The sequence below is a fragment of the Novosphingobium sp. AP12 genome (assembly GCF_000281975.1).
GTDB lineage: Bacteria > Pseudomonadota > Alphaproteobacteria > Sphingomonadales > Sphingomonadaceae > Novosphingobium.
This window is the reverse complement of the sequence record NZ_AKKE01000059.1, coordinates 1-13,629: the sequence shown is the minus strand read 5'-3', so window position 1 is coordinate 13,629 and position 13,629 is coordinate 1. Positions and strand designations below refer to the sequence as shown.

The window sequence follows — 13,629 nt, the reverse complement described above, 5'->3', positions numbered from 1 at the left end:
GTCACGGTCCGCCCGATCAGCGCATTACCTCGGGCTTGGGGAAACGCGTTCACCGCAGCGTCGTGCGTCTCGCGCGACTTCGAAGTGGTGGGTGGCGCGTCGTCGTTCACGGTTGCCATTCCTGCTCTCCATGTTTTCGGATGTGCTGCCGGTCCGACCAAACTTGGCCGCTTTCGTAAATGAAACGATCGCCGCGCGCATAAAGACCCAGCACGGCTGAAAGATAATCCTGCCGCAGGGCAGGCTGGGTCCGGCGGCCGGTCAGCATCCGAACCCGTCGAGCAGGCTTTCAACGCGCGCGATACGATCGGCCTCACTCGGCAGGGCCTCAGCGAGTATCCAACGCCCTTTGCTTTCGACCAGGCCGTTGGCCGCGACTTCGAGCGTGCAATCGCGGCGCAGAGTAAGTGCGATCGCGGCCGGGCCCGCGTCTATGCGCGCGATCCGTAAAGCCCGCGCCGCCAGGCGGATGCGGGCATGGGCCAGCAGCCTGACAGCTTCGGGGGGCAGCGGCCCGAAGCGATCCAGCAGTTCGTCATCGAAGGCATCGAGCGCCTCCTCAGTCTCGATGCGTGCCAGCCGGACGTAAAGGGACAGCCGCAGGTCCGCTTCCGGGATCCAGCTCGGGGGCAGGACGCCGCTCATGCCCAAGTTGAGTTCGGGGCTCCACCGCTCGACGTCCTCGCCACGCGCAGCCTGCAGCGCGACACGGAGCAACTGCTGGTAGAGATCGACGCCGATCAGCTTCATGTGCCCGGCCTGATCCTCGCCGACGAGGTCGCCCGCGCCGCGCATGTCGAGGTCCTGGCCGCTTATCGCGAAGCCGGCGCCCAGCCGGTCGAACGTGGTGAGCGTGCGCAGCCGCTTGAGCGTGCGCGCGCCGATCGCGTCCTCGCTTTCGATCAGCAGGATGACCTGACCGCGCCGGTTGCCGCGCCCCACACGGCCGCGCAACTGGTGCAGCTGTGCCAGACCGAAGCGATCGGCGCGCCAGACGATCATGGTGTTCGCGCGCGGCACGTCGAGGCCCGCTTCGATGATGTTGGTCGCCAGCAGGATATCCCCCCGGCCAGCACCGAAGCCGACCATGACGTCGTCGATTTCGGCCGCCGACATCTTCCCGTGCGCTTCGACGAGCGCCAGATCGGGTGCCGCGCGTCGTATCTTTTCAGCCACTTTCGCCATGTCCTCGATACGCGGCACAACCACGAAACTCTGCCCTCCCCGCCCCTTTTCGCGGGCGAGAGCAGTGCGGATGAGCCCATCGTCGTACTGGCCGATGCTGGTGCGGATAGGCTGGCGCCGGGCGGGAGGCGTAGCGATGACGGACATCTGCTGCAGGCCGACCAGGGCTGCCTGCAGGGTACGCGGGATCGGGGTGGCGCTCAGGCTCAGGATATGGACAGGGCCAAAGCCGCGCAAACGGGCCTTGTCGGCGGCCCCGAAGCGTTGCTCTTCGTCGATTACGACCAACCCCAACCTGGCGTAGTTCACGCCCTTTGCCATCACGGCGCCGGTGCCTACGACGATACCGATCGAGCCATCCGCGAGCCCCGCCTTCGCAGACTTCCGTTCTGCAGCGGTGCTCAGCCGTGACAGGCCGGCGACCTCGATCTTCGTCCCCTCGAAGCGGCGGCGGAACGTCTCGAGGTGCTGCCGCACGAGCACGGTGGTCGGTGCGGAGACCACGACCTGGAAACCGGCCAGCGCAGCCAACGCAGCGGCGCGCAGTGCGACCTCGGTCTTGCCATAGCCCACGTCGCCGATTACTAGCCGGTCCATCGGTCGGCCACTCGCCAGGTCGTCCCAGACGGCCGCGATGGCCCGGGCTTGGTCGGCCGTTTCATTGAACGGGAAGCCGCCGGCGAAACGTTCGTAGGCGGCCGGGTCGGGTTCCATGACCGGCGCCGTCAGCGCCTCGCGCTCGCGTGCCAGCTGCGTCAGGGCCTTCGCGCTCTCGTCGATCGCGTCGTTGATCGCCGCGCGGCGCTTGTGCCAGGACGAACCATCCAGCTTGTCGAGGGTCACAACGTCGCCGTCGGCGCCGTAGCGCCATATCCGGTCGGCCTCGTCGACGGGCACCAGGCGCCGGCCACCCCCCGCATACTCGAGCACGATCCTGTCGACCGAAGGCCGGTCGCCGCTCGCGTCGCCGACCGGCGAGGGCTCCAGCCCCTGCACGCGCCCGACGCCGTGGTCCTCGTGGATCACGACGTCGCCGCTGCGCACTTCGATACCGACGTGCCAGGGGTTCGCGCCGGTCGGGCCGCCATCGCCGATCAGCGCGCGACTGCCCATCAGGTCGGCCGCCGTGACGAGGACAACGCGTTCGTCGACGTATCCGGCGTCGACGGGCACCGTAAGGCTGCCACCGCAGCCGGCGGGCAATTCATCTAGCGACGAGGAGCCCTCGAATTCAACGATTTCCAGCGACAGGCCCCGGGCCACCTTGCCGCGCAGGAAACGCAGGTCCCGGGCGCTGCCCGCCAGCACGAACGAGCGTCCCTCAGCCAGAAGTGGCTTGGCAAAGCGCACCATGGCGGCGAGCGGCGAGCGCTCGTTGGCAAAGCGCGGCACTGCCGTGAAGTCCCCGTCGAACGCCGGCGGCGCCCATGCCTTGCACGCCCTCTTCCAAAGAGCGTCCTCTATCGCATCCAGGCGGTGAGGCGCACCGCCGGCTGCGTCGCGGGCAAGCTGGATGAAACGCCGGCGGCGATGGTCGGCCTTATCGGAAAGAGCGAGTATCCCCGGCGTCAGGTGGGCAAGAATGGAATTCGGCTCGCCAATCGGCGGTTCGGCGGCGCGGCCGATCTCCAGTTGCTCCAGATCGCCGATAGTGAGCTGGGTTGCGGGATCGTACGACCGGATCGCGGCGATCCTGCCCGCTGCAAGTTCGATGCGTGCCGGGCCGCTGGCGTCAGCGGGAAAGATATCTATGACCTCGCCGCGTACCGCCATTTCGCCCGGCTCGTCGACGCGGTCGTCGGCGACGTATCCCAGCTCTTCGAGTTGTTTCGCGAAAGACTGCGTATTGGCCTCGTCGCCGGAGCGCAGCGTGGGCGGCGCGCTGTCGAACGCTTCGGGCGCGGGATAGCGCCGCGCCGCGGCTTCCCCACTCAGGATGCAGGCGATCGGGGTGCCCTGCGCCAGTCGAAGGGCCCGCAGAGCGGAAGCGCGGCGCCCAGCGTTCGCCGGCGTCGCCGGAGCGGCTTCCCCGGGAAGCGCGTCGCTGGACGGCATGTGTACGACATGCCCGTGCGGTGCCAGCGCCCTGACGGCATCGGCCAATGCCTCGGCCTGCTGCTCATCGTCCGCCAGAAATGTGATGGACTGGTCGGCAAGGGTTTGCACGATGCGGACGGCAGTGAACGCCAGGTTCACGCGGCACCTGTGGAGCAGGCGCGCCGATCGTCGGTTGCGGGAACCGCCGTCCGGTCACGGGGCCCTCCCCGCTTGGCTATGTCAGTCAGAGCGCGATCCTTGCCTGTCAAACGAGCCACCTGCGGGGTGCGGCGGCTATCCTGACTTCACAACGCACGGAGAAAGCGAAAGAAAAGGGGTCCGCCCGCTATATTTGATTGATCCATGTTCATCGCGGCATGGCGACGGACCGGCGTGGTAAGATGGCTCGGCCGGATGAGGCCGTCACGTCATACCAACCGGCATGCCGCGCAGCGCTGATCCGATCGGAATTTCCTGGCGCCGCGGCATCGTGCATCGCGCGCTGCAGGTCTTGAAGCTACCCATCGTGCCCCCTCTTGCAGGAGCTGATGATCCCCTAGATGAAGGGATGCCTCCTCAGCAAGCGACGTGAAAGCAGGTCTGACTATCCTGCTTCCGCGAGCTCGTTGCATTCTGCGGCCTACTGACGCCGCCCATATTGGCTAATTAGGCGACATTCGCAACGCGGGCCCGTTCCATTTCCCATTGGGTCGGCAGGCGTTCGATGCGCAGCGTATGCTCGTCCCAACAGACGACGCCCATTTCGCGGAACGCCGCCAGCCAGCCCTCCATCGGCCAACGATCCCAGCGCTCGCGAAACGTCTGGGCGTTGCGCACGATGTCGGCCAGATGTTGCAGCGGCGGCTCGAAGCTGTCGTGATGCTGGTGGAACGCGCCAGGCCCGCCCATGAACATGAGAGGTAGCCCTGCCGCGCGCGCCCGGAAACCGAAATCGGTATCCTCAGCGCCGTAGCCGGTGAAGGCTTCGTCGAAACCGCCGAGGCCGAAGAAGCGCTCGCGGTGAATGCCGAAGACCAGCGACCAGAAGAGCCCGGCGTTCTCCACCTGGCGGATTCCGTGAGCGGGAAACCGACGCTCCGGGTGCCCGGACGAACGGCCCAGAAGCTCCGCCTCCTGCCAGTCCCCTCGCGCGTCATCGGGCCCAAGATAGCGGACTTGGGCGCAGATCAGCGCATCCTGACTCGCTAGTGCATCGGCCATCGACTGGGCCAAACCGCGCATCGGGATACAATCGACATCGAGAAAAAGGAGGCTTTCGCCGCTGGCGGCGCAGGCAGCGGCGTTACGCGCGGCCGCCAACGGAAGCCCGCCGCCATCCAGGCGAATTATGCGGGTCGGAAACGGCAATTCGCTGGCCTCGACAGGGGGTTCGCTGCCCATGTCGACCACGACAAGTTCGTAAGGGATCGCATCGCTGCGCCGCAGTCCTTCGATAAGCTGCGCAAGATGGCCGGGCCGATCCTTGACGAGGGTCAGTACGCTCAGGGTCACGGCCGTCTTTGCCACAGATCAAGACGGTAGCGATCCGTACGATCGGCTGCGGCGACTTTGACAATGCCGCCCAGCAAGTCCTGCAGCTTGCCCACCGCTTCATCGCCGGTTTGGGGATAGTCGGTTTCACCGGTCCAGTGGACAAGCAGGATATCGCCGCCAGCTTCGACATGCGCTGCGATCCACTGCGCCGCGCGCCTGATGTCGTGATCGTCCCAGTAATAGACGACCTCGGAGAGAACCACGAGGTCGAACAGGCGTACGGGACCAACCTGCGGAAAGACCATGTTAGCGAAAGAGACGTGATCGAGCACTGCGCACCGGGCGCGCGCGGCCTTCAGGGCCGTCGCGCTGACGTCTACTGCCAGCAATGCGTCGCAGTGGCCGGCCAGTTCATTCGTCAGCACGCCCTTGGCGCAGCCCACCTCGAAACCCTGCTGGTACTTGCGAGCGCGCAGGGCGGCGATCGTTGCTGCGTACTTGTCCCGTTCATAGACGCTAGTTTCCAGATCCCATGGGTCTTTGGTCCCGCGGAACATGCTTTCGAAATAGTCCGGCCCGAGGCTGGTCGAAGCTGGGGTCACGGCGATCTCCGCATGTACAAGGTATCGGCGGCCGGCATTCGTACGCGCTCGGCGGGCAGACGGAAGCCGGGGCCCAGCACACCTGTCAGCTGGCTGCGATGGGCCCGCAGCGCATGGCGGCGCTTCCCGGCGGGCATCGGGATCGTACGGACGGTCCGATGAGTTCCACGTTCGAAGGCTCCACCCCATACGAGATACTCAGCCACCAGCAGCCGGCGTTTCGCGAGGGCCTGCACCGCATAAGCAAGCCGGGCGGCGGCAGCATGGTCGCAGTGCGGCTCGTGGAGCGCGGTGACGGCGAGCGCATCGACCTGCCGGCGCCGGCAGAGGGCCGCGAGCCTGCGTGCCGCAAGGCCGAAGGCGCTGCTTTCGGGTGGTGCAGGCGCCGCGTCCTTCCAGCCAAGATGGAGCGGAGCAACCTTGCGGCTTCCGCTCAACCGGAACACCGCGCCAGCCGCTTCCCGCCGGCGAGTAGATACGAGCCGACCGTTGCGATCCCCCGGACTTCGGTGAGAACCTGAGCCGTCGGTCAGGTACACCAGCCCCGCCAGGCACCCCGCCCGGGACGCCTCCGCGATGAGCGCACCGGCGCCCAGTGTCTCGTCGTCAGGATGCGGCGCCAGGACGAGCCAGCGCAGGTCGCCTATACGGCGGCAGCTGGGCGAGCCGATCACCACAAGCGATCCTCCTCGCCCCAGGCATCGTGATCTAGCCACGCCAGCGCTGCCTGGTCACGCGCATGATCGGGGCCCGCTTGCCGGAGGTAGAGCGAGAGATCCCGGATGATCTTGTCGATGCGCTGCCCGTCCATGGCGCTGCGCGTGCCGACGATCCGGGCAGCAAGCTCCATCACGTCAAGCGCCGCCCGCTCGACGATGCCGCGCGTCATCCGGGCGAATGCTGGTCCATCCGCGTCTTCCCGCGCAGCGCGCGAGGCGCATTCGCGCACCCACAGATAGGCGGTGCGCGTCGCCGCCACGCAGTCTGCAAACTTCGCGCGCTGCAGCGGATCGCTTCGGGCTGCCTCCGGCATCGCTAGCCGCGCCTCCGTCAGCAGGCCCTCGATCCCTCCCAGCTGCACGGCAGCAAAGCGCCAGGCGCCGGTGGTGAAGCGAGGGTCGCGGTCGTAGTCGCCTGGAAGGCCAAGCAGGTCCGCTTCGGTGACGACAACTTCGTTCAAGTCGTACAGACCGCTGGTGGTCGCCCGCATACCGCGAACCCGCCACTGGGACACGTCCGCGCGCTCGGTATCGTCGGCGCGAACGATCACCAGCTGGCGTTCGCTTCCCGCCGTCTGCGCGGTGATGATTGCATGTTTCAGTCCTCCCGCCCCGCTGGCGAAAGACTTCGCACCCTTGAGCAGGCGTTGCCCGCCTTTGCCGGTATGGATAGTTGCTCCGGGCGCCGGCTCTGTTGCCCAGACTCCGTAGAATGCCCCCTCGTCAAGCTCCCGACCCAGATGAGCCACCTGGTCCGGCAAGCCATACCATCCGACCAATGCAAGCGCGTTGACATGCCCTTCGTAGAGGCGCCCGATGCTCAGGTCCGCGCGTCCGATGATCCTCAGGACGTCCATGAGCGTACGATGCCAAGTATCCATGTCGGCAAATGCGATTCCCCCGCTCGCGACCGGGGCGAAATGGCGATGCAGCCCGGCCGCGGCAAGGCAGCGCATGCTCTCGGAAGGAAAGACGGGGGCGGCGTCATAGCGAGCGCCCAGTTCAGCCAACCGTGCGGCGACCGATGCGGCGAGGCCTACCGGATCGCCGGGCTCCGCCGCCACTTGGCTGTAGGAAATCATGCCGCCTGCTCCTTGATGCCGAGCGTCAACGCAGCAGCATGGTCGGCGAGCCATGCCGCCGCTTTTTGCGCGCCATTCGCATCGTGCAATGTCCGGCGCGCCGATCCGTCCAGGGACAAGGCTTTGCCGAGAAGTTCCGGCCAGCTCTCGGCGGTGGGCCATGTAAGCGATACGACTGCAGCGCCGAGCCGTGCGAGGCATCCGGCAGTGGCGTGCTGTTCGCCGAAGGGGCGCTCTTCGGGCACGCAGACGAAGGGGCGGTCGGCCGCCATCACGGCCCCAACGAGACCGTCCCCCGCGGCGCCGACCACGATGTGCGCGCGCGCGATTTCGCGCTGCGGCTCGTCGGCCCACCCGGCGAATACCAGATTGGCTGGACAGTGGGCTGGGCGCCCGGCGGGGCCGATGACCCGCCATTGCCATTCGGGACAGGCACGGGCGGCTGCAGCAAGCAGCTCTCCGTCACCGGGCCCGCCGCCGCGCCCGAACACCACGAGAATCCTGCGATCGATGGCCGCCTCCGTACTCGCACTGGCGGTGATACCGGGAAAATAGCGGGTCTTCTCGCGCACCCAGGTCGGTGTTTCGGGCAGCTCCATAGCGCCATGAAATGGGGCGAACAGCGCGGTCGCGGCGCGGAACGCATCACGGTGCGGCGCATCATCGCGCACGCCATTGAGCCGCACGTAGGCCGTCGGGACCGACGCCAGTCTAGCCAGCATCGCGACTTCGGCGGACACATCGACCACCATCAGCGCCGGCCGTGCGGCCGCGATCCAGTCCGATATCCGCGCGACACGCATACGCACACCCTCATGATCGAGCGGCGCATAGTGAATTGCTGCGGGGCGGCAATTGGCCGCGTCTTGCCCGTCGAACTGGCCGGAAGCTGGGCGGTCGTCGGACAGGTCTATCCCGCGATCGCCTATTCCCGTACCCAGCAAAGTTACGGGCCAGTCGCATGCCGCGGCTATTGCGGCAGCGCGGGCATAGTGGCCGGCACCGTGATGGTGAACATAGTAGCCGATCGGCCGGCGCTTCATGGAGCCATCTCCAACAGCATGTCGTGCGGCATGGGAGGAAGCTGAGGCTCAGCCTGCGCAATGAGCGCCTGCCCGCCCTTCTGCGCGCGAAGGGCGCACCGCCACGCAGCACGTTCGCGCCAGTGCTCGAAGTCCGGTGCGCTCGGCCGGTCGCCTTTCGCGGCAAGGTCGAACAGCTCCTGCATGGCCATCGCCATGCCGCCTACCGCTCTTCCGTCGCGCCGGGGTGACACATAAGTGAAGACGTCTGCCGGATGGGCCAGCCGCGCTCCGCACGCCAGCGCCGCCCTCACCAGAGCAAGGTCCTCCCCGGTGGGCATCAGCGGCACCCCGCCACAAGCGACATAGAGCGCCGCGCGCATCGCCAGAGAGGCCCCGGTGTGATCCCCGTGCCTTGGCGAAGGATCCCAAGGTAGCGGATCGAGCATATCCTCAATGGCGCGTACTTGTTGCCAGTAGAGGTTCCACGCTTCACGCAGCGGCTGCACGTTGTCGGGGAGCGGTTCGGCTTCTTCGATCTCAATACAGCCGCCCACGATGTCCGCCCCCCGGGCAAAAGCGGCGGCAATATTCTCGAGCCATTGCGGCGGCGGCCGGGTATCGGCATCGGTACTTACGAGAACGCCCCGCTGGGGACCCGGCAGGAGTGCTAGGCCCCCGTCCATCGCCAGGAGGCGTGCGGAGCCGGCATGCGCCAGGTCCGGACTGAACGTCACATGGTGCACCTGGATGGCCAGCCTTCCGGCATGGCGGTCCTGCGCGCGCTTGATGACCCCAACGCTGTCGTCATTCGAGTTATTGACTACGATCGAAACCGGAATGAGCTTCTGCCAGGTCTGCGCGGCGAGCGCCGAGAGCAGGATCGGAAGCCGTTCCGCCTCGTTGCGCGCAGGAACGCACACGCACAGATCCATGTCGAGGCCGGCGACGTCAGTCTTAGGCATAGAGACGCCCATCGGGGGATACTGGCCTGCGTTCGAGCCCCGCGTCGAGATTCAGGACGCCGGGCTGGGGGCCGCGCTGGGCGATCCGGCGGCGATAGAGCGCCTCGTAACTTTCCACCATCCGTCCCGCGTCGCAAACAGCCTCTGCCCGCCTGCGACAGGCTCGCCGGTCCAACGAGAGAGCGGCAAGACCGGCAGCTGCCAGCGAAGCCACGTCGTCCGGTATGGCCAGGACGCCGCAGCCGGCATCTAGGATTTCGGGGATCGCGCCTCTTCTGAACGCCGCGACAGGGACGCCGCAGGCCAGGGCTTCGGCGATCACAAGGCCGTAGGGCTCGTCCCAGATCGGCGTGCATAGGAAGGCTCTCGCACCGCCGACCAGACGCGCGAGCTCGCTGTGTGCAAGATGTCCGACGTGAATTGTGTCCGGTCCGAGCTTGGGGGCGATGCGGGTGCGATAGTACTCGTCGTCGAGGATTGGTCCGGCGATCCGCAGCGGCAGGCCGATCAGCCGGGCCGCCTCTATCGCGAAGTGTAGTCCCTTTTCCGGAACGATCCGTCCGTACCAGACGAGATACCCCTCCTCCGCCGCGGCAGCGTGGAACGCGAAGTTATCCAGGTCGATGCCGTTGAAGATCACCTCGTCGGCCCGAACGACGTGATCCCACAGAGCGGCAACGGACTGCGAGACGGCAACGAACGAATGCTCCTTCGCCGAACACAGGCGAACGCCGCTTTCCAGCCAGCAGAACGGAGGCGTGTGGAAGGTGGTGACCATCGGCATTGGCAGGCTGTCCGCCAATGTGACCGGGAGATAGTGCAGCGAGTTGTTGTGGATCACGTCGAAGTCCCGGTGACGCAGGCCGTTCATCAGGCTGAGGTAAGCGTGATGCTCCTTGAAGAAGGCGACATCGCTCGCTTCCGCCGTCCCCACATCGGCGAGCGTGGTTTCCGAGCATATCGCCTCGAGCCCCAGTCCGGGGTCAGACCGGGTGGAGGCGAAAAGCGTCACGGCGTGTCCGCGCTCACGCAATGCGCGCGCCAGCAGATGGGTGTGCATCTCCAGGCCGCCGGCGAAAGGCTCGGCAATCGGATGCCTGAGATGAGCGATGATACCGATCTTCATGCCGGCGGCAGGTGGCCGTGGAGACGGCGTGCCGCCTCCACGACGTTCCGCCCGGAAGATTGATCGGTCAGGCTGAGGGCCGTGCATCCAGATCCACCTCAAGTTCCCGGGGCCAATGGCGCAGCGACCGGCATGCCGTCACGAAGTCTCCGGCCTCTTTCGCCGCCGCCAACGGCAGGCAGCCAGCGTCGAGGTCATCGGCAATACCCGCCTTTACGAAGATCGCCTCCGCTTCGGCGGTGAAGCCGATGAACTTGCAATGTGCGAACGCATCGGTGACAAAATCCTTGGCCGCCGCATCGATCGACAGCAGTGCGGCGCCTTGCTCGGAAACCACGATGGCCACCGCGTCGAAGAGGACGGATGGCCCGCCGTCGATCTTTTGCTTGGCCGCCACCGTCGTGCCGTCGGCCAAGGTGACGCCGGCAATCTTCGGTGCGATGACTTCGTAAACCGCGCCTTCGGCGTCCAATGCCTTGACCAGTGCCTTGAAGATCGCCGCGTCGGCCCCGTCGCTTAGCAGGATACCCAGCTTGCGGCCCTTGAAGCTGTCGGGGCCGTTCTTGACGATGCTCAGTTTGTCCGACGGCTCAAGATCAGTGATCGTCTCTCGCGCGGCGACTGCCGGTTCAGGCAGCGCCAACCCGAGCCCATCCGCCACAGTGGCGGCCAGCGTCGCGTCGATATTGAGGAGATGAGAAACCGTGCGCGAGCGGATGTCGGGCCGCTCTACTTTCGAAAGCTCGAACACCAGCGCATCACCGATGTGCTTTTGTTCGATCGGGGTCTGGCTGGTAAAGAACTGCCGCGCCTGGCTGTAGTGATCGGCGAAGCTCTCCGATCGTACCCGCTGCTTGGGCCTGTCCGGCGCTTCCGCGAAGCTGGTGAAGCCGCGCGCCGGATCCTCGCGCGGACCGCCCTGCGTTGCGCCCCAACTGTTGGGCTCGTAGTTCACGCGGCCCTTGGGATTGCGCATGGCCATGTGGCCGTCCTGCTGGAAGTGCGCCATGGGGCACTTGGGCGCGTTGATCGGAATATGCGTGAAGTTCGGGCCGCCCAGGCGCTTGATCTGAGTGTCGAGGTAGGAGAAGTTCCGGCCCTGGAGCAGTGGATCGTTCGAGAAGTCGATGCCCGGAGGGACGTTCTGCGTGCAGAAGGCGACCTGCTCGGTCTCGGCGAAGAAGTTGTCGACGACGCGGTCGAGGACCAAGCGGCCGACCACGCGGATCGGGACGAGTTCCTCGGGGATGATCTTGGTTGAATCGAGTACGTCGAAATCGAAGCTGTCGGCGAATTCGTCGTCGAAGAGCTGCACGCCCAGTTCCCACTCGGGGAAGTCGCCCGAATTGATCGCGTCCCAAAGGTCGCGGCGGTGGAAGTCGGGATCGGCGCCGTTGATCTTCACTGCCTCGTTCCAGACGACTGACTGGAGGCCTTGCTTGGGCTTCCAATGGAACTTGACGAACGTCGACTTGCCCTCGGCATCGAGCAGCCGGAAGGTGTGCACGCCGAAGCCCTCCATGGTACGGAAGGAGCGCGGGATCGCGCGATCCGACATGGTCCACATGATCATGTGGAAGCTTTCCGGCGTCAGGCTGATGAAATCCCAGAAGTTGTCGTGCGCGGTCTGGGCCTGAGGAAAATTGCGATCCGGCTCCGGCTTCGCAGCGTGGATCAGGTCGGGGAACTTGATGGCGTCCTGGATGAAGAACACCGGGATGTTGTTGCCCACGAGGTCCCAGTTGCCTTCTGTAGAGTTTCACCGCGAAGCCGCGCACATCGCGCGCGAGGTCGAACGAACCCTTCGAGCCCGCCACGGTAGAGAAGCGAACGAACGCAGGCGTGCGCTCGCCGACACGCTGGAATACGTCGGCGCGGCTGACGTCGGAGAGGCTGTCGGTCAGTTCGAAGAAACCGTGCGCGCCATAGCCGCGGGCATGGACTACGCGCTCTGGGATACGTTCATGGTCGAAGTGAAAGATCTTTTCGCGGAAATGGGAGTCTTCGAGCAGCGTCGGACCGCGGGCGCCCTGCTTGAGGCTGTTCTGGTCGTCGGCGACCGGAATTCCCTGTTGGGTCGTCAATGTTTCGACGTCCCCGCTTGCCGTCTGGTGCGTCTCGCCTCCATTCCCCAAGGGCTCCGCGAACGACAGCGTGATCTCGGCATCTGCAGGTATGGCAGATGCCTTGGCGGTGGTTTCACCGCCAATATCGACACCAGCCAGATCGGCCGGAGTCAAATCTGCAGGCCTGCTAGAGCGTGGTTTCGTGGGAGTCTTAGCCATGGGATGTCCTCTCGAAGTAACACAACGCAATTCCTGGCTGCCGCAACCTGCAGGAATGCGCACCATCTGATTTGCAACCCCAAGCCAACACGCGACAGGCAGCCGAGTTGCGGCTTTCTGGGCAGATTAACTTTTATCAACACGAATAGCTCAGCCTCTTTGCAACGCTGTTTGAAACAGGAGGTTATCTGCTGGGCGCGGCGTGAGTACCGCGCTTCTGACACATCTTTTGAAGGTTCCCATGCTTACCGAACGGTTCCTTAGGAACAAACGCAACGTCAGCCTTTCGTTGGGCGAACGTGAATGTCTCGAAGCCGCAGTCAGTGAAGTGCGAACGATTGAATCGCGGCGTATTTTGGTTAAAGCCGGCGACAAATTAGATCATAGCACGCTGCTCATCGACGGGATTATGTCGCGCCACATCGACGACCATAACGGTCTCCGACAACTAGTGGCCATTCACGTACCCGGAGATTTTGTTGACCTTCATGCGTACCCACTGAAGACGCTTGACCATGATGTTGCCTCGATGACTAACGCAGTCGTGGGCATGATTCCCCATGGGAAGTTGGACGATATCATCGCCGAGCGACCGCAACTCGGGCGAAAGCTTTGGTATTCAACGCTGCTGGATGCCGCCATTCACCGCGCGTGGTTGTTTCGGCTCGGCCGGCTGGCTGCAGTCGGAAGAGTCGCGCATTTTCTGTGCGAAACCAATGCGCGGCTGGCGGCTGTGGGGCTAAGTGATGGACGACAGTTTCCGCTGGCACTTACGCAAACTGACATCTCGGAAATTTGCGGACTGACCCACGTTCACGTCAATCGGGTGATGCGCCAGCTTCGCGAAGAACGCCTGTGCATTTTCAGATCGTCTGTCGTTGAAGTCCTTGATCCGGTCGGGCTGGCCGCGCGGGGGCAGTTCGACCCCACCTATCTGTACATCGATCAGTGAAACATCCTCCAATTTTTGTTGAAAGTGCACGTCATGACAAACCCGAACAGTGAACGCCGACCGGAAACCCAACCGGGGGTTGCCAGTGCAGAAGACGGGCTGGTCATTCTCGATGGTCCCGATGGCGTGGCTGTGACTATGACCGCCGCAGCGGCAGGCG

9 protein-coding genes and 1 pseudogene are annotated in these 13,629 nt (G+C 65.1%); 1 reads left to right on the top strand and 9 read right to left on the bottom strand.

The window, feature by feature from the left end:
* Nucleotides 1-261 precede the first annotated feature (261 nt).
* The 9 genes and pseudogenes from PMI02_RS10520 to PMI02_RS10480 all read right to left on the bottom strand — a co-directional run bounded on the left by PMI02_RS10520 (nt 262) and on the right by PMI02_RS10480 (nt 12,517).
* Entirely contained in the window at nt 262-3,381 is a 3,120-nt protein-coding gene (locus tag PMI02_RS10520; protein ID WP_007682370.1) for a TRCF domain-containing protein, read from the bottom strand.
* Between the two features lie 507 nt (nt 3,382-3,888).
* Nucleotides 3,889-4,734, bottom strand: coding sequence for a glycosyltransferase family 2 protein (locus PMI02_RS10515; protein ID WP_007682366.1), 846 nt, complete (start codon nt 4,732-4,734; stop codon nt 3,889-3,891).
* Nucleotides 4,731-5,318, bottom strand: coding sequence for an SAM-dependent methyltransferase (locus PMI02_RS10510; RefSeq protein ID WP_007682363.1), 588 nt, complete (start codon nt 5,316-5,318; stop codon nt 4,731-4,733). Before PMI02_RS10510 ends, PMI02_RS10515 begins: the two co-directional genes overlap by 4 nt.
* Entirely contained in the window at nt 5,315-5,992 is a 678-nt protein-coding gene (locus tag PMI02_RS26370; RefSeq protein WP_238539050.1) for a PIG-L deacetylase family protein, read from the bottom strand. Before PMI02_RS26370 ends, PMI02_RS10510 begins: the two co-directional genes overlap by 4 nt.
* The gene (locus PMI02_RS10500) at nt 5,989-7,119 is read right to left on the bottom strand and encodes an acyl-CoA dehydrogenase family protein (RefSeq protein WP_007682357.1); all 1,131 of its coding nucleotides are present in this window, start codon (nt 7,117-7,119) and stop codon (nt 5,989-5,991) included. Before PMI02_RS10500 ends, PMI02_RS26370 begins: the two co-directional genes overlap by 4 nt.
* Nucleotides 7,116-8,162 carry a hypothetical protein gene (locus PMI02_RS10495; protein ID WP_007682354.1) on the bottom strand — a complete coding sequence of 349 codons (1,047 nt, stop codon included), beginning with the start codon at nt 8,160-8,162 and terminating at the stop codon, nt 7,116-7,118. The genes PMI02_RS10500 and PMI02_RS10495 overlap by 4 nt, the downstream gene beginning before the upstream one ends.
* Complete coding sequence (locus tag PMI02_RS10490; protein ID WP_036503337.1) at nt 8,159-9,106, bottom strand: glycosyltransferase family A protein; 948 nt, start codon at nt 9,104-9,106, stop codon at nt 8,159-8,161. Before PMI02_RS10490 ends, PMI02_RS10495 begins: the two co-directional genes overlap by 4 nt.
* A complete protein-coding gene (locus PMI02_RS10485) occupies nt 9,099-10,232 on the bottom strand; it encodes a glycosyltransferase (protein ID WP_007682348.1) in 1,134 nt (377 codons plus the stop codon). The genes PMI02_RS10490 and PMI02_RS10485 overlap by 8 nt, the downstream gene beginning before the upstream one ends.
* A 67-nt stretch (nt 10,233-10,299) precedes the next feature.
* A pseudogene (locus PMI02_RS10480) lies at nt 10,300-12,517 on the bottom strand (catalase).
* Nucleotides 12,518-12,758: 241 nt separating this feature from the next.
* On the opposite strand from PMI02_RS10480, the gene PMI02_RS10475 reads away from it, so the two are divergent.
* On the top strand, nt 12,759-13,469 hold the full coding sequence (locus PMI02_RS10475) for a Crp/Fnr family transcriptional regulator (RefSeq protein ID WP_007682340.1): 711 nt from the start codon (nt 12,759-12,761) through the stop codon (nt 13,467-13,469).
* Nucleotides 13,470-13,629 lie beyond the last annotated feature (160 nt).

Excerpts from the sequence above, each read along its gene's own strand:
- PMI02_RS10490 (WP_036503337.1), bottom strand. The coding sequence starts at position 9,106 with ATGCCTAAGACTGACGTCGCCGGCCTCGACATGGATCTGTGCGTGTGC.
- PMI02_RS10495 (WP_007682354.1), bottom strand. The coding sequence starts at position 8,162 with ATGAAGCGCCGGCCGATCGGCTACTATGTTCACCATCACGGTGCCGGC.
- PMI02_RS10500 (WP_007682357.1), bottom strand. The coding sequence starts at position 7,119 with ATGATTTCCTACAGCCAAGTGGCGGCGGAGCCCGGCGATCCGGTAGGC.
- PMI02_RS10485 (WP_007682348.1), bottom strand. The coding sequence starts at position 10,232 with ATGAAGATCGGTATCATCGCTCATCTCAGGCATCCGATTGCCGAGCCT.
- PMI02_RS10475 (WP_007682340.1), top strand. The coding sequence starts at position 12,759 with ATGCTTACCGAACGGTTCCTTAGGAACAAACGCAACGTCAGCCTTTCG.